The following is a 19,835-nucleotide window of genomic DNA, read 5'->3' on the forward strand; positions in this document are numbered from 1 at the left end:
GGTTGAGCCTTCACTAAACGGTTTTGAATGTTTAGTTGAGATCTTTCATACAGGAAATAATCATTATCTTTACTTGAAAAGAATCTGCGAGATTTCCACGGCTTACCCGCAGAAAAGCAAGCAGATTCTTCACATTACATTTCTTTGTTCAATTTAAAATGGTGAAATTTACTATTGAATATCTACTGCATCTAAACGGTCAGAGCCAGTAGGATGCGCAATATAATTCGTCACTTTCACATTAGCAGCTAAAATTGGAATAGAGTGAGCAAGTGGAACCCATGGAGCATCCTCAGAAATAATTACTTGAGCTTGCTTATAAAGTTCATTACGCTTGTCTTCATCGATCTCAGTTTGAGCAGCTGTTAAGATCTTGTGTAATTCTGGATTATCATAGAACGTATAGTTATTAGAGCCAATATTATCGCCGTCTAATAACGTGTATAGGAAGTTATCCGCATCCCCATTATCACCTGTCCAGCCAAGTAGGAATGCATCTGCTTCACCATTTTGAGCTTTTTCTAAATACGTAGCCCATTCAAATGATACAATTTTAGATTTAATACCTACATCTTCTAAATTCTTTTGAATCGCTTCAGCAACTTTTTGTCCGTCTGGCATGTATGGACGTGGTACTGGCATTGCCCATAGCTCAATTTCCTTACCATCGTAGCCTGCTTCAGCAAGTAATGCTTTCGCTTTTTCAGGATCATACGTATAGCCTGTCACTTCATCGTTATAACCAGAAATTACTGGTGGCATTGGGTTTTTCGCTGGCTCAGCAAGCCCTTCATAAAACGCATCCACTAATGCTTGTTTATCAATTGCATAGTTGACTGCTTGACGCACTTTTACATTATCAAAAGGTGGACGTGTAACAGTTAAGCCAAGGTAACCAACGTTCATAGATGGACGTTCGATTAACTGTAAATTTGCATCGCCTTCGATTGTTGCTTTATCAGATGGGCTTAAGCCATCAGCTACATCAATATTGCCTGCTAATAAATCATTTAAACGTGCTGAGTTTTCTGGAATAGAACGATAAATTACTTTATCTAATTTAGGATAGCCATCAATATAGTAATCTGGGTTTTTCTCAATTGTGATTGAATCATTACGTACCCAGCTAACAAATTTGAATGGACCTGTTCCTACAGGATTTGCTGATAAACCTTCTTCATCTGCTTCAAATGCTGTTGGAGAAGCAATTGCAAATGGAGACATTGCTAAATTTTTCAAAAATGGCGCTTGAGGTTGACTTAACTTAAAGACAACTGTGTAGTCTCCCTCTGCAGTTACTGATTCAATTACTTGCTTGTCACCAACGACAAATTGCGAACTAAAGTATGGGTGTTTATCTGCCCCTGTTTTCCAACGTTCAATATTCTTAACAACAGCCTCAGCATTGAAATCTGTGCCATCATGGAATTTCACACCTTCGTGTAGCTGGAAAGTATACGTTAAACCATCCTCTGATGCCTCCCATGATTTGGCTAAGCCTGGTTGAATTGTTACATCTCGCTCTCCAAAGTTTACAAGTGTTTCATAAATATTAGCTGTCACCGTGAAGGATTCACCGTCTGTAACAACAGCAGGGTCAAGCGCTACAGAATCTCCACCACGACCATACACTAAAATTTTTGGTTCTCCACTGCTAGCTGTATCGCCACCAGTTGAAGTATCTTTACTACCCGTATCCTTCGTATCTGAGCCGCCACAAGCTGCTAAGATTGTCGAGAGAATAAGGAGTAGCATTACACCTAAAGTCCAAAACTTCTTTTTCTTCATCGAATTTCCCCCTATGAGTTTTTATATCATTTAATGTTGGAGTGCCTCATAAAGATGGCAAGCAACATAATGACCCGGTTTCACTTCTTGCATTTTAGGTACTACCTGTGAGCACTGATCCATTTTAAATGGACATCTCGTATGGAAAGTACAACCGCTTGGCGGGTTTGATGCACTTGGAATATCTCCAGAAATGATGATCTGTTCTCGTTCAAACGTAGGATCTGGAACAGGAACCGAAGATAAAAGTGCTTGTGTATATGGATGAAGCGGTTCAGCATATAAGTCCTCACTCGCTGTCAGCTCAACTAATTTACCTAAATACATAACGCCAACTCGATTACTAATATGACGCACAACCCCTAAATCATGGGAAATAAAAATATAAGTTAGCTTTAAATCCTTTTGCAGCTTTTGCAATAAATTTAAAACCTGTGCCTGGATGGATACATCAAGTGCCGATACTGGCTCGTCCGCAATAATTAAGCGTGGATTGGTCATCAAGGCTCTAGCAATGCCAATACGCTGCCTTTGCCCTCCACTAAATTGATGCGGATAACGCTTGATATGATATTCATTCAATCCAACAATCTCAAGCAGCTCCAACACTTTCTGTTTTCGCTCTTTGGCATTACCTATCCCATGAACAATAAGAGGCTCCTCTAAAATTTTGCCGATGTTATGGCGAGGATTTAGTGAGGCATAGGGATCCTGAAAAATCATTTGAATATCTCTACGTGCCTTCCTCATTTCGTTGTTGGATAATTCCGAAATCATTTTACCTGCGAATTCTATCTTACCCCCAGTGGGCTCCAGTAAACGCATTAATAAGCGACCCGTTGTGGACTTACCACAGCCTGATTCGCCAACAATTCCTAATGTTTCCCCTTCAAATACTTCAAAGGAAACATCATCTACGGCCTTTACATCCCCGGCATGTGAATTAAGGACTCCTTTTCGAATCGGAAAATATTTTTTTAACCCTTCAACCTTTAATAACGCTTTCGACACGTTGCTCCACCTCCTGCTTCTCTAGTAAAAAACATCTCGATTTATGATTCTCTGCTGCTTCAAATAAAGGTGGTGTTTCCTGCAAACAACGTTCCATTGCATATTCACAGCGTGCCGCAAAACGACAGCCTACCTGAATACTTCCTGGTTTCGGTACACTTCCAGGGATGGAGTATAAATTTTCCTTTTTATAACGCATGTCAGGTACTGATTGAATGAGTCCTTGTGTATAAGGATGTTTCGGATTAGTGAAAATTTCATGAATCGGTGCCTCTTCCACTATTTGTCCTGCATACATAACAATCACTCGCTCACAAGTTTCTGCGACAACCCCCAAATCATGTGTAATTAACAACACAGCTGTATTCAATCGTTTATTTAAGTCTTTCATAAGCTGTAAAATTTGGGCTTGTATCGTAACATCCAATGCAGTTGTAGGCTCATCCGCAATTAATACTTGTGGATCACAAACAAGTGCCATAGCAATCATCACACGTTGACGCATACCGCCAGACAGCTGATGTGGGTAGTCCTTTAGCAATTCCTCAGCACGTGGTAGACCCACCAATTTCATGATTTCAACCGCTCTTGCAAACGCTTCCTTTTTCGACCATTTTGGATTATGTATTAATATAGCCTCCTTTAACTGGTCACCAATCGTGAACAAAGGGTTTAGCGAAGTCATTGGCTCTTGGAAAATCATTGCAATGTCTTTTCCACGTATTTTTTGCATTTGTTTATCCGTATATTTAGCAATATTTTTGCCATCTAGCAAAATTTCTCCACCCGTTATTTTACCTGGTGGTGATGGAATTAATCCCATGATGGACAGCGACGTAACACTTTTACCACTTCCCGATTCTCCTACAATCCCTAAAATTTCTCCTTCATGGACAGAAAAATCGATATCGTCTACAGCAGGAATTTGCCCATTATCTGTGAAAAAGGTTGTTTTCAAACCTTTTATTTCTAGTAGTTTTTTCCTCATGTGTAACGCCCCACCCTACCTATATTTTACTTAAATGTATAATAATATTAATAGAATACTATAACTTTCGTTAAATTCCTTATTTTCAGATAATTCTAACTAAAAATCCTTACTCTTTCAATCATTAATATTCTGCAAATTACATAGAAATTCTACAATAATCGCCTTCGATAATAATAAAATCTTATAAAGAGATAATTTTTTACACTTTTCAAAAAAAAATAGCCTTCCATTTTCAAATAAATGAAAGACTTTTTTTTGAAAAAAATTCTTAAACCGTGTAATTTACGGAAAATTTTAATCTAAATGCTGTACTTGGAATAAATTATAATAGGTCCCCTGACTGTCCATTAACTGTTCATGTGTTCCACTTTCGATTAATTGACCATGATCGATAACGAAAATCTTGTCAGCATGTGTAATTGTAGAAAGACGGTGCGCAATAATAATAGTTGTTCGTTCATGAGCTAGCTTGTCTAATGATTCTTGAATCAGTGCCTCACTTTCCAAATCTAATGCAGAAGTAGCCTCATCCAGGATTAGAATCGGTGGATTTTTTAAAAACACACGCGCAATAGCAACTCGTTGTTTTTGTCCGCCAGAGAGCTTTACTCCTCTTTCTCCAACCTTTGTGTCATAACCATTAGGTAGACTCATAATAAAGTCATGGGCATTTGCCGCTTTCGCTGCTTCGATGACTTGTGCATCTGTTGCATCTGGTCTCCCCATTAAGATATTCTCTTTGACAGAATCACTAAAAAGTATATTATCTTGCAGGACAATACCAATTTGAGATCGTAAGGAATGTAAAGTGACATCCCGTACATCGTTTCCATCAATGGTCACTTGCCCGCTTGTTGTATCGTAAAAGCGAGGAATTAGGCTGATAATCGTTGACTTACCACCACCACTCATCCCTACAAAGGCAACAGTCTCTCCAGGATTTATCGTTAAATCGATAGCATCTATAATAGGGGAGCCAGTTTCTTCATATTGGAAGGATACATTGTGAAAGCGAACCTGCCCATTTGCACGTGGGAGTTCACGAGCATAGTCCTTATCCTTCACTTCATAAGGCTCATCTATTAAATCGAACATTCGATCCATTGAAGCGATTGACTGCGTTAAAGTTGTGGAAGAGCTAACAAGTCGACGAAGTGGGCCATACAGACGTTCAATATAAGCAATAAAAGCAACCATTGTTCCAACTGAAAGTGACCCATTTATTACTTGATAGCCCGCATAGGCGATAACGAGCAATGGCGCTACATCTGTAATAGTATTCACGACAGCAAATGATTTTGCATTCCACTTTGTTTGATCAAGTGCTTTTTCTAAAAACTCACCGTTTGCTGAATCGAACAATTTTTGTTCATGCTTTTCTAAAGTAAAGCTTTTAATAATGCTCATACCAGCTACACGTTCATGTAAATAGCTTTGTACACCCGCAAGTGCTTGAGAACGTTTCCGTGTCAAATCTCTCAATTTGCCAAAAAAGTACTTCACACTGAAGGCATAAAATGGAAATGCGATCAATGCGACTAGCGTTAGCTTCACATCCATGGTTAACATAATGGCAATCGCAATTACAATCGTCGCCAGATCTAACCAAACATTCATTAACCCCGTCATGACAAAGGTTTTTGTTTGCTCAACATCATTAATTACCCTTGAAATAACATCACCTGCACGTGTATTGGCATAGTACCTTAAACTTAAACGCTGTAAATGTGCATAAATTTCCTTACGGATATCAAAAAGCACCTTGTTGCTTACGTGTTGTGCAAAATATTGTCGATAGTACTCAATAGGTGGACGAATAATAAAGAACACAATAATAGTTCCACCTAGCCAGTAAAATAATTCTTTTGTTTTTTCTACATCTGTTAAGTCATCTGCTGCAATAATGTCATCCAATACAATCTTAATGAGCAGTGGAATAAATAGTGGAATAGCAAATTTTACTATACCAATGATAATCGTTAAAATAATTTCCCATGTATATGGTTTAACAAAGCGCATATATCGCTTAATGCTTCCCAATTTATCATCACATCCTTACAAAAAGAAACAGACATTCGAAGATGAATGCCCTAAGTATTATAGCAATATTTTGATTAAAATACAGTTATAGTGACTTTATAGCGAACTATTTCGATTTTGCCTTTACAGCTCTCTGTTCCCCACCAATAAAAAACACCTATTAGTTAAACTAATAGGTGTCATGAACGATCATCTGACTGCATATCAAGCTGGAATTTGTAACGATTTGTCCAGACATCGATGAAATCGGGTGCAAAAGGTCCTCTTTTTTGTTGAATCCAGCTTATCAATTTATCGACATTGCGCTTTAAAATCTTATCTATGACATCAGGATAAGACATTTCCTTACGATGGAGCTCATATTCATCCTCGTCTAAAAGGGTATAAGACATGTCAGGAAAAACTTTAATATCTAAATCATAGTCGATATATTTAATGGCATTATTATCGAAAACAAATGGTGAGCTTAGATTGCAATAATAATACACACCGTCTTCACGTAGCATACAGATGATGTTAAACCAGTGTTCCGCATGGAAGTAGCAAATAGAGGGCTCTCTCGTTAGCCATGTACGACCATCGGATTCTGTCACAAGTGTCCGTTCATTTGCACCGATTACGATATTTTTCGTTCCTTTTAAAACCATCGTTTCTTGCCAAACACGGTGGATACGGCCATTGTGCTTATAACTATGTATTTGTATCGTTTCTCCTTCTACCGGTAATGCCATTTTGTTAGCCCACCTTTTCGTCTATGCTACCTAAATCTAGCAGTCTCTAGTATATTATAGCAATGTGTACGCGAAAGGTGTAGTTAGAAAACCACAAATTTCACTACGCTATTTTGAATTTGTATAAAATTTAGTCAATTATAAGCGAATTTTATTATAATGTCAGCTTTGATGGGATTTTTTAGTTAATTACTTAGAGGATTTCCTTTACAGCTGACGATTTACTTACCTAAACAATTTAAAAGGGGCTGTCTTTTTCATCTTTTCGGATTTAAGACAGCCCCTTAGAGGTAAATGCAATTATGCAGTTACAAAGTGTTACTCACCTAAATCTTGGTTAGTTTTTGAGAAACGACCAGAAGCTGGAGCTTTCTTTTGCTCTGCTTTCGCATTTTGCTTTTGCACTTCATTTACGTCTGTTTCATAACCAAATTCTTCACTTTGACGTTGCATGTTTTTATTCGGTTGGAAATTTTGGTTGTTTTGTTTTTTCATCCTTCATTCACCTCCACGCTAGTTATTGTGTACGGAGGTGATTACTTTTATGCTCATGATTTGATGATTTTAAGAAGGATTTATTTTCCTGCGGTTTGCTTTTTTACTTCCTCCCAAATTTTTAGCATAGGAACAGGCATCGGTAATAATTCTATTTGCTCACGGCTTAGCCAATCACCTAGCTCAGTGGACTCGGATTTTATATAATAGCTATTTAAATGCCAAGTTAAATGTGAAAAAACATGTTTAAATGTAAGTAGCTCCTGTTTGGCCTGTGCATTGACTGTATATTCCTTTGTAAAGTTTTCTGCTGAAGATTGACTTGTATCAATCATTGGAAATTGCCATAGGTTAGCTAGCAGACCTTCCTCAGGACGTTGCTGCATTAAAAATTGACCTTTGTCATTTTCATATACGAGCACATCATATGTGAGATGCTTCATTTTTATCTTTTTTGATTTGACAGGTAATTTTTCTGGCTCTCCCTCATTAAAAGCGGTGCAATACTCTCTGACTGGGCATAATAAACATTTTGGAGAGGTAGGTGTACAAATAAGTGCACCTAGTTCCATTAAGCCTTGGTTAAACGATGAAGCATGATGAGGATCAATTAGTTCCTCAACCGCCACTTCAAAAATTTTCTTCGTTTTCGGAAGGGCTATATCATCATGTATATCAAGCACTCTACTTAGAACCCGCATAACATTACCGTCAACTGCATGTTCAGGCTTATTATAGGCAATACTTAAAATAGCGCCTGCAGTATAGGGACCAACACCTTTTAATTTAGATATTTCATGGCGATTGTCAGGTACTATACCGCCGTAATTTTCTAAAACCTCACGAGCACCTGCTTGTAAATTGCGAGCTCGGGAATAATAGCCAAGACCTTCCCAATGCTTTAATAAATATTCTTGGGGTGCTTCCGCAAGCAAATCTAATGTTGGAAAACTTTCCATAAAGCGATTGTAATAAGGAATAACTGTGTCGACACGTGTCTGTTGTAGCATCACTTCAGATACCCAAATTTTATAAGGGTCTGTTGTGTGTCTCCAAGGCAAATCACGCTTCTCTGTGTTAAACCAGTCAACTAATGATTGTCGAAATTCTGTTACATATGGGTAATTCACAGTGACCTCCGTTGTTTTTACGATTTAATTTATGATGAAAAGGGTATACAATTATGAAGTAAAGAATATTCGTGAAAGATCGACAATAATCGTCTCTTTCACATGAATGTCAAAATATTTCAATATACCTTTTATTATTTTTGAAATAAAGTTGTATGCACATTGTACTCGATTTTAATGCATACTAGGAGTGGATATTTTTGGATTCAGGTACACATTTCGTTATGGGTATTGCCCTTGGCGGTCTTGCATTAGCCGACCCTGTAGTAGCCGATCATTCAATGACTTTTACAGCAGTAATGGCAGGTACAATTATTGGCTCACAAGCTCCAGATGTTGACACTGTGTTAAAACTACGTAATAACGCCATCTATATTCGACATCATCGAGGAATTACACACTCACTACCAGCTGTAGCTATTTGGCCTATTTTAATTACCATTGTTTTATCACTAATTTTGCAAGACGTGAATGTGTTACATTTATGGCTTTGGACATTTTTAGCTGTGGCGCTTCATGTTTTTGTCGATATTTTTAACGCATATGGTACACAAGCAATTCGACCCTTCTCTCGAAAATGGGTTGCATTAGGTGTCATTAATACATTCGATCCCATAATCTTTTCCTTACATTGTGTCGGAATTGTGTTATGGGCATTTGGTACAAATCCAGTATGGACATTCAGTATCATGTATATCGTTATCGTGATTTACTATATTTTACGATTTGCCGTGCAAAAAGCAGTAAAAAATGCGGTGCATCATACCATTCAAGATGAAGAATATGTCATTGTAGCACCTACTATGCGCTTTTTTCACTGGCGAATCGCAGCCAAGTCCAAAACTCATTATTATGTTGGGCGTGCATATGGAAGGACTGTTAATATTTATGATAAATTCGAAATTAAGCCTTTGCCTAAAACGGCTCTTGTAGATGCTGCAATGAAAGATCCTAACTTAGCTGCATTTGTGTCCTTCTCCCCTATGTACCGATGGGAGATTTCAGAGCTTGAAAACGGCCTAATAGAAGTACGGTTAATCGATTTGCGTTACCGTAGTGACAATCGTTATCCTTTCGTGGCCGTAGCACATTTAAATGAGGCGAATGACATCATTACGTCTTACACAGGCTGGATCTTTACAGAAGATAAGCTCCAGAAAAAACTTCAAATTGGTGCAAGTAATTAAGCAGTAAACCCTGACCAATATTGGTCAGGGTTTTATTATTGTACCATATCATCACTAGCATCTAGTAAATGTATATATTTCGGATTACGCCCGGCAAATGCGTGTAGTTTATCACCGTAGCTAGCAATTAATTGACGAACAAGCTTTTCTGTATACTCTGCTCCACGATAATCATACCCTGCTTTCGCGGCAGTTGATTCAAAATCACTCCATAACAACTCTACCCAAACCTGCGCCCGTCCAACAGACATCTGAGGATTCTTTGCAAGTAACTCTGCTGTTAGTTTCTCAATTTTTTCATCCATTTATTTGCCCACCTTTACTGGAGAAAGGATAGATACTGGTAGTGCCTCTTGGTACTTGTCCCCGCCTAAACGGTGACCCCAAGCAAAGCGTCCCTTTAAATAATCTACTTGGAAAAACTCATTATCTGAACCATCAATACGATACATTTCTCCTGGAACGATCGTATCAAGATCCACTAAATAAGCCGCAGCCATTAAAGCTTTGCGTTCATAAACAGCAAATTCATTGATGATTCCTAGCTGTTCAGCCTTTCGAGCTTTCTCTTTTAGAAATGCAATTTCCTCTCGCAATTCATGTTCAGACATAGCTGCATAATTTTTTTCACTCATTCTTCATTCTCCTTCTCTTCTATAAAACGGTCTATTACTTCTATAGGAAACCCTTTTTGATAGAGCGCCTGTTTAACCTTCATCTTTAGCTCATAACCAGTATACTTCGATACGTACTTTTTCCAAACTTTTTCGCCTTGAGCATCGAGTAACTGCTGCCAGTTGTCATCATCCTGCCCTATCTCAACTTGGCTAAGCACCTCTTCCACTATCGAAAAAGCATAACCTTTTCTTAATAAGTAATCTTGAATTTTGGTCTTAATTTGTGTTGGCGTCCTCTTGCTCTCCGCACGAACAATTTTCTCAGCAAGTTGCTTAGCAAGTTTTTCTTGTTCCTCAAAACTATAAGTAGCAAGCACCTCATCCTGCAAGTTTTTCTCAATGCCTTTTTTGATCAGGTCTTGTCTAATGGCTCTCGGCCCTTTTTTCATAGTGGCTTTCTTTGTATCAAGCAATGCCTTTGAATAGTTTTCATCATTAATAAAGCCATAGGATTTTAACTTTTGGATCGCCTCTAACACTACAGCTTCTCCAAATTCTAAGGCGAGTAGTTTTTTCTTAACCTCATGCTCACTTCGCATTTGATAAGATAAGAAGTTTAGCCCCTTATTAAATGCCTTACGTATCTCATCTTCATAGGCAATTTCTTGGATTTCAAATTCATCGAGCACCTTTCCCTTTGTTAAACCAAACTGAATAAGAATGGCTTCATCAACCGGAAAAGCATACTCTTCATTTAAATAGATATTGTAGCGTTCAGGATTGTTTTTTTGACGTGCAATTTTCGTGATCATACGCATAGCAAACACCTCACTATTGTCATTATAGCATTTCTTTATAGGGAATCTGACAATTAGCGCGGTTAATTCCCCTCTGTTTGCGGGTATTCTCTTCCCTTCCACGGGTAAACTTCCTGCTCGCAATGAATGCCTAAAGATGTTTACTTTCTGGTTACATGATAAACTTATTAGTAAGCTTTTTTATTCGAGAAAAGAGGTGCTTGTTATGAAAATTGTGATTGCAGGTGGTACTGGCTTTGTTGGAAAAGCTCTTATACAGCTATTGCAGGACAACGGACATGACCTTTTTGTCTTAACACGTCATAAGTCTAGGCTAGAAAACGGCGTTCACTATGTTCAATGGCTACAGCAGCAGGAGCAATCTTTGGAAATCTTTGAAGGTGTGGATGCCTTTGTGAATTTAGCAGGTGTTTCATTAAATAATGGTCGTTGGACAAAAAAGCAAAAGAAAGCAATCTATTGGAGCCGAATGAATGCCACATTGGAAATAGTACGAATAATGGACATGCTCACAATAAAGCCAAAAGTCCTTATCAATGCTAGTGCCGTTGGTATTTACCCAACTTCCACAGAAACCATCTATGATGAAGATTTTACGGATTACGCAACTGATTTTTTAGGCACCACAGTCCACGATTGGGAGCGACATGCGAAACGAGCAGAAGCATTAGGCATTCGTGTAGCACTTGCACGCTTTGGTGTCATCTTAGGTAGAAATGGTGGCGCACTTCCACCAATGCTATTGCCCTATCAAATGCATGTGGGTGGAACGATTGGCTCTGGAGAGCAGTGGCTTTCATGGGTACATATTGAAGATGTAGCACGTGCGATTTATTTCGCTATTACAAATGAAAATATACATGGTCCATTTAATATAACAGCACCGCATCCAATGAGAATGAAGGAATTTGGTCAAATGATTGCAAAAGTTATGGACAGACGTCATTGGCTAGCTGTTCCTAGCTTTGCGATGCGTTTAGCTCTCGGCGAACAAAGCAAACTTGTGTTAGAAGGACAACAAGTGCTACCAACCCTTTTAGAACAACAACATTTTATATTTAAATTCCCTTATTTAAAGCAAGCACTTGAAAATTTGTTAAAGACTCAAGATTAGAAAAAATTAAGTTGGATAATTTTTTTAGAAATTACGCATTCTAATGAAAAAGAAAGGATGCGTTTTTTATGTGGAAACAACATATTGTAGGCGCGGTAATTGCTACTTTTATTATTGCCGCAGGAATTAGCTTTAATCCATTTTTTGCTGCCGGTTCTGATGAACACCATTGGGGCTTTAAACGCGCTCAAAACGGAGAGCAGGCAGAAGCAGGCGCACAGCTCGATCAGTTACTCGACAAATATGGTGCGATTTATAAAGGGAAGGCAGATAAAAAAATTGCCTATTTAACATTTGATAATGGCTATGAAAACGGCTTTACTGAAAGTATCTTGGATACATTGAAAAAAGAAAATGTACCTGCAACTTTCTTTTTAACTGGCCATTACTTAGACAGTGCTAGCGATTTGGTGAAACGCATGGTGAAGGATGGTCATACTATCGGGAATCACTCATATGGACACCCTAATATGGCTCGACTTTCGCCGGATGGCATGCGTGCAGAATGGCAAAAGTTTGATGGCAAATTACGTGAGTTGACAGGCATCGATCGTACAACATATGCTCGTCCACCTGAAGGTATTTTTAATGCAAAAGTGCTAGAAGTGGGCAATGCTGAAGGTTATCGCCATATTTTTTGGTCTGTGGCCTTTAAGGATTGGTTGAAAGATGAACGTCGTGGTGCAGATTATGCTTATAATGCACTTATGGAACAATTGCATCCTGGTGCTGTTATTTTAATGCATACAGTAGCACAGGATAACGCAGAAGCATTACCAATGTTTATTGCAGAAGCTAAAAAGCAAGGTTATACTTTCTTATCACTTGACGATTTAGTATTAGAATACGAAGATTTCCCTGTTGCTTTGCAATCGCCTGCTCCTTCGCTATAATGGGGAGATGACATTATAGAGCAGGGACGTGGAACGTTTGACGCAGCAAACAACAATGACCGTGGGACAAAAATTCCCACTAACAATAAAAAGGCTAGGTATTAATGGTGAAGGTGTAGGATTTTATAAACGCAATGTAGTATTTGTAAAAGGAGCTATTCCTGGAGAAGAGATCACAGCACAAATAACAAAAACACAACGTAATTTTGCTGAAGCAGAGATTTTAGCCATTCGTAAAGCTTCAAAACATCGTCAGGAAGCACCTTGTCCAGTGTACAATGAGTGCGGCGGCTGCCAGCTTCAGCATATGACCTATGAAAAACAGCTAATAGAAAAGCGAGACATTGTTATACAAGCATTAGAGCGTTATGCCAAACCTTTACTCGAAACAATTGAAGTACGAAAAACTCTTGGTATGGATGATCCTTGGCATTATCGTAATAAAAGCCAATTCCAAGTGCGTAAAGAAGGCAAGCGTGTTTATGCGGGTTTATTCGCTGAAGGAAGTAATAAGCTATTAAACATTAATGATTGCCTCGTTCAACACCCAATTACTTCCAAAATTACCGTCGCCACTCGAAAAATCTTACAAAAGCTAAATATTACTATTTACAATGGTCGTACACTAGATGGTTTAGTGCGTACGATTGTTGTACGTACCGGGATTCGTACCGGTGAGACACAAGTTGTTCTTGTCACAACACGAAAAGAAATCCCTCATTTAGCTGAATTAATTTCACGTATTAAAAAAATTGATCCAAGTATTGTATCCATTGCACAAAATATTAACCGTGAAAAAACATCATTAATCTTCGGTGATGAAACCATTGTACTTGATGGCAAAGAAACAATTCATGAAGAGCTTGGCGAATTGGCTTTTGATTTATCTGCCCGCGCCTTCTTCCAACTAAATCCAACACAAACAGTTCATCTTTATAATGAAATTAAAAAGGCTGCTGCTTTAACAGGAAAAGAAACAGTCGTTGATGCATACTGTGGCGTTGGCACAATTGGATTATGGTTAGCAGATAAAGCAAAGGAAGTTCGTGGAATGGATGTCATCCCTGAAAGCATTCAGGATGCCCGTAAAAATGCTCGCAACCATGGCTTCAAGCATACAAAATATGCGGTGGGTACAGCGGAAAGTGTCCTAGCAAAATGGTGCAAGGAAGGATTTACACCAGATGTAATTACGGTAGATCCGCCACGCACAGGACTAGCACCTGAGTTTATTCGAACAGTCCTTAAACTAAAACCTAAGCGTTTTGTTTATACCTCCTGTAACCCATCTACTTTGGCAAAGGACTTACAACAATTAGCGAAGCTTTATGACGTTGAGTATATTCAGCCCGTCGATATGTTTGCACAGACTGCGCAAGTGGAATGCGTGGCAAAACTTGTTTTAAAAAACAAATGATATGAAAAGGACGTATCCCTTTGGAAACGTCCTTTTTCTGATGCACAGCACAAGCTGCCTGGTGGATGATGGATGGTCCAGAAAAGTCGATACCTTAACCAATAACCCAGGATTTAAATGACTATTAAATGTTAAATTTTCAGCTTTTATCTAAAGAACTTTAAAACGTAAGCTTTGTACTTTCACCTTTTACCTTTGAGCTTTCAAATCAGTTTAGTTGAAAGTTACATTGGAGTAAGGCATGTTTTACGTTTTAACTCGCACACATGCCTTGAAGCACGAGCGACTTTTCGTTTTCCATTTTCGCTAGGCCATGCAAATTTTGTTAAACTTGTACTTCAATAAAGGTTGTGGCATTCGACTCTGATAAGACAGCGTCAACCTCTGATTCAAATTCTTCAATCCGATTGCTCAATTTCTCAATTTGTTGTTTAACATTTAGGGGATCAATGATTTCAAACTCATTTCTTTTCATAAATGTTTCGGTATGTAATTTGACTTCCTCTGGTGATTGTTTATCTTTATTGCCCAGTATGTTAATTAAATAGGTTTCCAGCTTTGCAGGTAACGCATCATTTTCTTTGGCAACTGTATTAATAGCTGAACGATGCTGATGTTGTATAACTTCTAGCAAATTCTTTTCGTATTGAATGGATTGTTTCCGTTCAATTGCCTCTGCTACAGTCATTTCCTCTTTGCCCACCATCACCTTTGTGTTTGCATTGGACTGCACAACTAACGCTTTTATTTTATTTCGATAGGAAATTAAACCTACCACTTTATCATAGGATGCTTGCATTTGTTTTTCATATTCAGGAATGTCTACACCATTAATTTTACGATTGCTTTTTCGATTAGCTACGACTGCGCTAACCTCATTTGTTGCTGCTTCAATTCGTAGAGTCAGCATTTTTAATTCTGTTAAAGCACGGTGGATAGATAGTTTTTTCATTTCTGTCATGATAAAAACCTCCTTTTTAAGCAAGTGTTCTTTTATTATAAATAGAAGGATTGATAATGTCCAAAAATCTCCATTTTCTTTTTTATTGCTTTCATTAGAACATGTCTGTATAATAACTTTCTAGGTGCCAAACCTATGTAACATGGACGGAACATCCTTGTTACGCAAAAAACGCCATAACAGCACGGATTTGCTGGGCGTTTTTTGTTTTTTGAGCGGGAGATGAGCCCCGCTCTTTTTATTTTGCCATCGTTGGTTGTTGATGCTTGCGGCGTCCAAATATAAATAAAACGATTGCAACGGCTAGCAAAAGCATAGCCACAAGTAAAAGGAAGCTATAATTTTTTACATATTCTAAATAAACTCCACCTAAAAATGGACCTGTTAAGCTACCAATACTTAGAGCAATTCCGCAAAGTAAATTCCCCGTAGGCAGTAGCTCCTTTGGTGTCAAATCAGCCATAAATGTAATCCCTAAAGAAAACATCGAGCCAACCAGTGTACCCGTTAAGAAAAATGCCACAGCTACAGCGAATTGTGAATGCTCTAAAAAGCTTGCAATCGCGAAAATAATTGCACCACCAAATGAACCAATCATCAAAATATTCCTTCTCCCAACTTTATCTCCTAGTGCACCGAGCGGCACTTGCGTTAAAATACCACCAAATGTAAACACAGATAAAATGATAGGAATCATGCCGACTTCAAAGCCCTTGCGTAATGCATAGACAGGAAACAAGGCATTTAGTGAAGACTCCAGAAAACCATAAACAAATGGACCTAAAAAGGCAATCCACCCAAATAAAATAGCCATTTTATACCGTTGCCATCCTCTGGCATTTAAATCACCTGTTAAACGCTCAGGCTTTTCATTTTGTAAGAGAAATACAAAGGACCATGCAAAGAGGCACATTATTGAAGATACGATAAACGGTAGCGCTTCAGCAATTTCAATGAGCTTCACCATAAGTGGCCCAACAGCAAAACCTATGCTAAATGATAAGCCATAAATGGCCATCCCCTTCCCTAAGCTTTTATGATCTGCTGTACTTGTAATCCATGTTTGAGTGGCATAATGCAAGGCATGATCGCCTACACCAATTAATAAACGAAGGACAAACCAAAAGGTCACACTTTTCCATAAAGGAAATGTAAGTAAAGACGCAAAAACTAGTGCTCCACCAATTAAAATAATCGGTTTATAGCCCCATCTGCGTAAGGGCTGCTCGATAAATGGTGAAATTAGTAATGTCCCTATGTATAAGCCAGTTGCATTCAAGCCATTCAATGCAGAGGATACCCCATCTCGTTCAAATATTATCGAAATAAGCGGTAAAAGCATCCCTTGAGAAAAGCCTGATATGGATACAATTAATACTAGAATGGTAAATCTTTTTTTGCTGTAATCTGAGAAGTACGTCATTTTTTCCTCCAATATCAAGTCATTCTTCCAAAGAACAGCATACCAAAAAGCCTTAGCGCTCACCACATGTGATTTTACGCTAAGGCTTAACTAATACTTATCCTCATTTAATTGTATAAACACGAATTTCGGCTTTTGAATATTACCGATTACTTGTTTAAACTCCCTCCTTTTCGAGTTAGCGTTGGCAAATGACTTTTTTTCAATCAGCTCCTTTACTTTATCTTAAAACAACTTTAACATACATCCTCAATATTGTAAATATTCTGTCTATTGTTTTTTAAAATTAATCTCTTAGTCCTAGGTGTTTACCTAAACATTGAAATTTAAGCTCAAATCCGCTACGATGAAAGGGATGAAATGAGGTGTACGAATGTCAAAGCCAATCACTGATAAAGAGCAACAAGTAACCTATTTAAAAGAGCGTCTAGAGATGTTTTTAGAAGTATTAGATGCCCTTGATCCTGAAACAGCTGAGTTAGAAGATATTGATCGCTTAATCCAAATGATGGATGATTTAGAGGACAAAATGGAGCAATTTCATGCTCGTGAACAATAATGAATAAAAAACAAGCGAGCATCGTGTGCTCGCTTGTTTTTTAATGACAATCCCAATTATAAAGTACCTTGCTAAAATCTTTATTCATTAACTCTTCATCTGTGATAAAGAAATTGCCAACGCCACAATCGCCCCAAAGAATATTGTCGCCGACACTATCAATCTGTAACAGCATAATGATTGAATCTTTATAATCTCCATAAGCTCGAGGATCCTCTTGCGTAAAGAATGGATACCCTCCAATTTTATGTCCATCACCAGTCATAGCATCATAGAAGCTGTCTTCTAATGCTTCATCATTCTCCAAAGCTGTTAAGATGCTAGCGTACTTGTCGTTGCTTCTAAAATCATCAATCGACATTGGTTCAACGCCTGTAGTAAAGGATAATGCCATTTCACGCTCAACAGGAAAATATAATTCCTCATCATCTAATTCTATAAAAGAAAAATCTTGAATAAGCTGTGCTTCATCTTGCGTAACCTGTTCATGAAATATTACACGAAAGCCTTCTTGATTTTGCCCATTATCAAAATCCATTCCTAAAACATCGTCATAACCATCAATATAAAATTGCAATATCCCCTCTTTTGGAAAATTGGGTAAATGCTTTGGAACCTCTGCAAAGTTAATTTGAGCTAATAGCTTTAACGGTTGTCCCTTTTTGTTTTTTGGATAGTCCATTGCCAACGGGAAATAAGGATCTCCTGCAAACTTACTTTGAAATAAAGTTGTTTTACTTATCTCCGTATCAACCAATACTACAGGCTTCAATGTTCCTTCTATTAAAGGTCTATATTGTTCGAAAGCTTCTGGTAATTCAAGTAAAGTTTTAGCAGCCATACAAGTTCCTCCTAATAATGGATTTATTCTATTTTAGAACAAATGTTCTGTAAAATCAATCCCCCTCTTCCATACTATTAAAATATGCTTTAATTTAGGGCTCTTAGATAACGGCTCTTTTTTTCATTAGTTGAAAAGAGTATAATGTAACGTGGAAATAATCAATTTTTCTATGGGGGGCAATACCAATGAATCTACAAACTTTGGAGAAGAGTCTTTACGATTTAATTACTGAAACATCTACGAATCTACCTAAGGATGTACGTCGTGCTATTAAAAAAGCAAAAGAAGCTGAGAATGCTGGTACTCGTGCAGCAATGAGCTTAGACACAATTGCAAATAATATTATTATGGCAGAAGATAACGTGTCACCAATTTGTCAGGATACAGGGCTACCAACTTTCAAAATTTATACTCCTGTTGGCGTAAACCAATTAGAAATTAAAGCTGCAATCAAAAAAGCAATCAACGATACAACTGCAGATGCTAAATTACGTCCTAATGCGGTGGATTCATTATCTGGTGCAAACAGTGGTAATAATCTTGGTGATGGTTTGCCAGTAATGAAATTTGAGCAATGGGAAAAAGATTACATTACAATTAAGTTAATTCTCAAAGGTGGCGGCTGTGAAAATAAAAACATTCAATACAGTCTACCATGTGAATTAGAAGGTCTTGGTCGTGCAGGGCGTGACTTAGATGGTATTCGTAAATGTATTTTACACTCTGTATACCAAGCACAAGGTCAAGGGTGTTCTGCTGGTTTCATTGGTGTAGGTATTGGTGGAGACCGTTCTTCGGGCTATGATTTAGCAAAAGAGCAATTATTCCGCCATGTTGAAGATACAAATCCAAATGCAGATCTTGCTAAGTTAGAAGAGTATGTTGTTAAAACGGCTAACACATTTGGTATCGGTACAATGGGCTTCGGTGGTGAAGCAACATTATTAGGCTGTAAAATTGGCGTAATGCACCGTATACCTGCCTCTTTCTATGTATCAGTAGCATATAATTGTTGGGCTTACCGTCGTATGGCTGTGGACATCGATCCTCAAACTGGCGAAATTTTGAATTGGCACTATCAAGAGGGTGAAAAAATTACCTTCAAAGAGAATGAAGTAGCTGCTACAACAGAAGATACAACTACAGATGTAGTAGAACTTACTGCGCCAATTACTGAAGAACAAATTCGTTCATTAAAAGTTGGAGATGTCGTTTCTATTACTGGTCGTATGTATACTGGCCGTGACGCCATCCACCACCATTTAATGAGCCACGATGCACCAGTTGATTTAAATGGACAAGTTATTTATCACTGCGGACCTGTAATGGCTAAGGATGAAGAAGGCAATTGGACAGTGAAAGCTGCTGGCCCAACTACTTCAATTCGTGAGGAGCCTTATCAAGGCGATATCATGAAAAAATTCGGTATCCGTGCTGTTATTGGTAAAGGTGGAATGGGACCAAAAACATTAAAAGCGCTTAATGAGCATGGTGGCGTTTACTTGAATGCAATTGGTGGAGCAGCACAATACTATGCGGACTGTATTAAAGGCGTTGATGGTGTTGATTTAATGGAATTCGGTATTCCTGAAGCTATGTGGCACTTAAATGTTGAAAAATTTACAGCAGTTGTAACAATGGATTCACATGGTAACTCACTACATGCAGATGTGGATAAATCATCATTAGAAAAACTTGCTCTGCATGCAGAAAGAGTCTTCTAATTAAATAATAGATAGCAGTAGTAACTCATTTTTTTGCACAATTTTGTAAGGCACAGAATATTCCTAGTGAATAGACTGTGCCTTTTTCAATT

19 protein-coding genes are annotated in these 19,835 nt (G+C 38.0%); 6 read left to right on the top strand and 13 right to left on the bottom strand.

The window, feature by feature from the left end:
- Positions 1 to 171: 171 nt before the first annotated feature.
- The 7 genes from MHB39_RS19500 to mutY form a co-directional block, all read right to left on the bottom strand.
- Positions 172 to 1,788 carry an ABC transporter substrate-binding protein gene (locus MHB39_RS19500; protein WP_342545022.1) on the bottom strand — a complete coding sequence of 539 codons (1,617 nt, stop codon included), beginning with the start codon at positions 1,786 to 1,788 and terminating at the stop codon, positions 172 to 174.
- 30 nt (positions 1,789 to 1,818) lie between these two features.
- Positions 1,819 to 2,799: a dipeptide ABC transporter ATP-binding protein gene (locus tag MHB39_RS19505; protein ID WP_016995058.1), complete on the bottom strand. Its 981-nt coding sequence runs from the start codon at positions 2,797 to 2,799 to the stop codon at positions 1,819 to 1,821.
- Positions 2,774 to 3,787, bottom strand: coding sequence for an ABC transporter ATP-binding protein (locus MHB39_RS19510; protein WP_016995057.1), 1,014 nt, complete (start codon positions 3,785 to 3,787; stop codon positions 2,774 to 2,776). The genes MHB39_RS19505 and MHB39_RS19510 overlap by 26 nt, the downstream gene beginning before the upstream one ends.
- Before the next feature lie 297 nt (positions 3,788 to 4,084).
- Entirely contained in the window at positions 4,085 to 5,830 is a 1,746-nt protein-coding gene (locus MHB39_RS19515) for an ABC transporter ATP-binding protein (protein WP_036076981.1), read from the bottom strand.
- A gap of 179 nt (positions 5,831 to 6,009) precedes the next feature.
- A complete protein-coding gene (locus tag MHB39_RS19520) occupies positions 6,010 to 6,561 on the bottom strand; it encodes a DUF402 domain-containing protein (protein WP_016995055.1) in 552 nt (183 codons plus the stop codon).
- 318 nt (positions 6,562 to 6,879) lie between these two features.
- Positions 6,880 to 7,056 carry a gamma-type small acid-soluble spore protein gene (locus MHB39_RS19525; RefSeq protein WP_008173504.1) on the bottom strand — a complete coding sequence of 59 codons (177 nt, stop codon included), beginning with the start codon at positions 7,054 to 7,056 and terminating at the stop codon, positions 6,880 to 6,882.
- Between the two features lie 80 nt (positions 7,057 to 7,136).
- Complete coding sequence (gene mutY / locus MHB39_RS19530) at positions 7,137 to 8,186, bottom strand: A/G-specific adenine glycosylase (protein WP_258860024.1); 1,050 nt, start codon at positions 8,184 to 8,186, stop codon at positions 7,137 to 7,139.
- A gap of 200 nt (positions 8,187 to 8,386) precedes the next feature.
- Here mutY and MHB39_RS19535 point away from each other — a divergent pair, with 200 nt between their 5' ends.
- Positions 8,387 to 9,373, top strand: a complete 987-nt coding sequence (locus MHB39_RS19535; protein WP_016995053.1) for a metal-dependent hydrolase — start codon at positions 8,387 to 8,389, stop codon at positions 9,371 to 9,373.
- Positions 9,374 to 9,408: 35 nt separating this feature from the next.
- On the opposite strand, the gene MHB39_RS19540 is transcribed toward MHB39_RS19535, so the two are convergent.
- From MHB39_RS19540 to recX, 3 genes are read right to left on the bottom strand one after another with little or no spacing between them, the layout of a single operon-like run.
- The gene (locus tag MHB39_RS19540; RefSeq protein WP_036076979.1) at positions 9,409 to 9,678 is read right to left on the bottom strand and encodes a YfhJ family protein; all 270 of its coding nucleotides are present in this window, start codon (positions 9,676 to 9,678) and stop codon (positions 9,409 to 9,411) included.
- Positions 9,679 to 10,008 carry a YfhH family protein gene (locus MHB39_RS19545; protein WP_036076977.1) on the bottom strand — a complete coding sequence of 110 codons (330 nt, stop codon included), beginning with the start codon at positions 10,006 to 10,008 and terminating at the stop codon, positions 9,679 to 9,681.
- Positions 10,005 to 10,808, bottom strand: coding sequence for a recombination regulator RecX (gene recX, locus MHB39_RS19550; RefSeq protein ID WP_342545024.1), 804 nt, complete (start codon positions 10,806 to 10,808; stop codon positions 10,005 to 10,007). Before recX ends, MHB39_RS19545 begins: the two co-directional genes overlap by 4 nt.
- A 205-nt stretch (positions 10,809 to 11,013) precedes the next feature.
- Here recX and MHB39_RS19555 point away from each other — a divergent pair, with 205 nt between their 5' ends.
- From MHB39_RS19555 to rlmD, 3 genes are all read left to right on the top strand, one after another.
- Positions 11,014 to 11,922 (top strand): TIGR01777 family oxidoreductase, encoded by a 909-nt coding sequence (locus MHB39_RS19555; protein WP_036076971.1) that lies wholly within the window; start codon positions 11,014 to 11,016, stop codon positions 11,920 to 11,922.
- Between the two features lie 68 nt (positions 11,923 to 11,990).
- On the top strand, positions 11,991 to 12,815 hold the full coding sequence (locus MHB39_RS19560) for a polysaccharide deacetylase family protein (RefSeq protein WP_016995377.1): 825 nt from the start codon (positions 11,991 to 11,993) through the stop codon (positions 12,813 to 12,815).
- 37 nt (positions 12,816 to 12,852) lie between these two features.
- Positions 12,853 to 14,232, top strand: coding sequence for a 23S rRNA (uracil(1939)-C(5))-methyltransferase RlmD (gene rlmD / locus MHB39_RS19565; protein ID WP_342545029.1), 1,380 nt, complete (start codon positions 12,853 to 12,855; stop codon positions 14,230 to 14,232).
- A 325-nt stretch (positions 14,233 to 14,557) separates the two neighbouring features.
- On the opposite strand, the gene MHB39_RS19570 is transcribed toward rlmD, so the two are convergent.
- Positions 14,558 to 15,193 carry a hypothetical protein gene (locus tag MHB39_RS19570; RefSeq protein WP_036076970.1) on the bottom strand — a complete coding sequence of 212 codons (636 nt, stop codon included), beginning with the start codon at positions 15,191 to 15,193 and terminating at the stop codon, positions 14,558 to 14,560.
- 238 nt (positions 15,194 to 15,431) lie between these two features.
- A complete protein-coding gene (locus tag MHB39_RS19575; RefSeq protein ID WP_258860028.1) occupies positions 15,432 to 16,616 on the bottom strand; it encodes an MFS transporter in 1,185 nt (394 codons plus the stop codon).
- Between the two features lie 373 nt (positions 16,617 to 16,989).
- Here MHB39_RS19575 and MHB39_RS19580 point away from each other — a divergent pair, with 373 nt between their 5' ends.
- Positions 16,990 to 17,175: an SE1561 family protein gene (locus MHB39_RS19580; protein ID WP_016995373.1), complete on the top strand. Its 186-nt coding sequence runs from the start codon at positions 16,990 to 16,992 to the stop codon at positions 17,173 to 17,175.
- A 40-nt stretch (positions 17,176 to 17,215) separates the two neighbouring features.
- On the opposite strand, the gene MHB39_RS19585 is transcribed toward MHB39_RS19580, so the two are convergent.
- Positions 17,216 to 18,016, bottom strand: a complete 801-nt coding sequence (locus MHB39_RS19585) for a YwqG family protein (protein ID WP_342545030.1) — start codon at positions 18,014 to 18,016, stop codon at positions 17,216 to 17,218.
- Between the two features lie 188 nt (positions 18,017 to 18,204).
- On the opposite strand from MHB39_RS19585, the gene MHB39_RS19590 reads away from it, so the two are divergent.
- Positions 18,205 to 19,743 carry a fumarate hydratase gene (locus MHB39_RS19590; RefSeq protein ID WP_342545032.1) on the top strand — a complete coding sequence of 513 codons (1,539 nt, stop codon included), beginning with the start codon at positions 18,205 to 18,207 and terminating at the stop codon, positions 19,741 to 19,743.
- Positions 19,744 to 19,835 lie beyond the last annotated feature (92 nt).

Source organism: Lysinibacillus sp. FSL K6-4013, assembly GCF_038630435.1.
GTDB classification, from domain to species: Bacteria; Bacillota; Bacilli; order Bacillales_A; family Planococcaceae; genus Lysinibacillus; species Lysinibacillus boronitolerans.

Bases quoted from the DNA above. Each gene is read 5' to 3' on its own strand.
- MHB39_RS19500 (WP_342545022.1), bottom strand. From the start codon at position 1,788: ATGAAGAAAAAGAAGTTTTGGACTTTAGGTGTAATGCTACTCCTTATT.
- MHB39_RS19510 (WP_016995057.1), bottom strand. From the start codon at position 3,787: ATGAGGAAAAAACTACTAGAAATAAAAGGTTTGAAAACAACCTTTTTC.
- MHB39_RS19520 (WP_016995055.1), bottom strand. From the start codon at position 6,561: ATGGCATTACCGGTAGAAGGAGAAACGATACAAATACATAGTTATAAG.
- MHB39_RS19525 (WP_008173504.1), bottom strand. From the start codon at position 7,056: ATGAAAAAACAAAACAACCAAAATTTCCAACCGAATAAAAACATGCAA.
- MHB39_RS19540 (WP_036076979.1), bottom strand. From the start codon at position 9,678: ATGGATGAAAAAATTGAGAAACTAACAGCAGAGTTACTTGCAAAGAAT.
- MHB39_RS19545 (WP_036076977.1), bottom strand. From the start codon at position 10,008: ATGAGTGAAAAAAATTATGCAGCTATGTCTGAACATGAATTGCGAGAG.
- recX (WP_342545024.1), bottom strand. From the start codon at position 10,808: ATGCGTATGATCACGAAAATTGCACGTCAAAAAAACAATCCTGAACGC.
- MHB39_RS19555 (WP_036076971.1), top strand. From the start codon at position 11,014: ATGAAAATTGTGATTGCAGGTGGTACTGGCTTTGTTGGAAAAGCTCTT.
- MHB39_RS19560 (WP_016995377.1), top strand. From the start codon at position 11,991: ATGTGGAAACAACATATTGTAGGCGCGGTAATTGCTACTTTTATTATT.
- MHB39_RS19570 (WP_036076970.1), bottom strand. From the start codon at position 15,193: ATGACAGAAATGAAAAAACTATCTATCCACCGTGCTTTAACAGAATTA.
- MHB39_RS19575 (WP_258860028.1), bottom strand. From the start codon at position 16,616: ATGACGTACTTCTCAGATTACAGCAAAAAAAGATTTACCATTCTAGTA.
- MHB39_RS19580 (WP_016995373.1), top strand. From the start codon at position 16,990: ATGTCAAAGCCAATCACTGATAAAGAGCAACAAGTAACCTATTTAAAA.
- MHB39_RS19585 (WP_342545030.1), bottom strand. From the start codon at position 18,016: ATGGCTGCTAAAACTTTACTTGAATTACCAGAAGCTTTCGAACAATAT.
- MHB39_RS19590 (WP_342545032.1), top strand. From the start codon at position 18,205: ATGAATCTACAAACTTTGGAGAAGAGTCTTTACGATTTAATTACTGAA.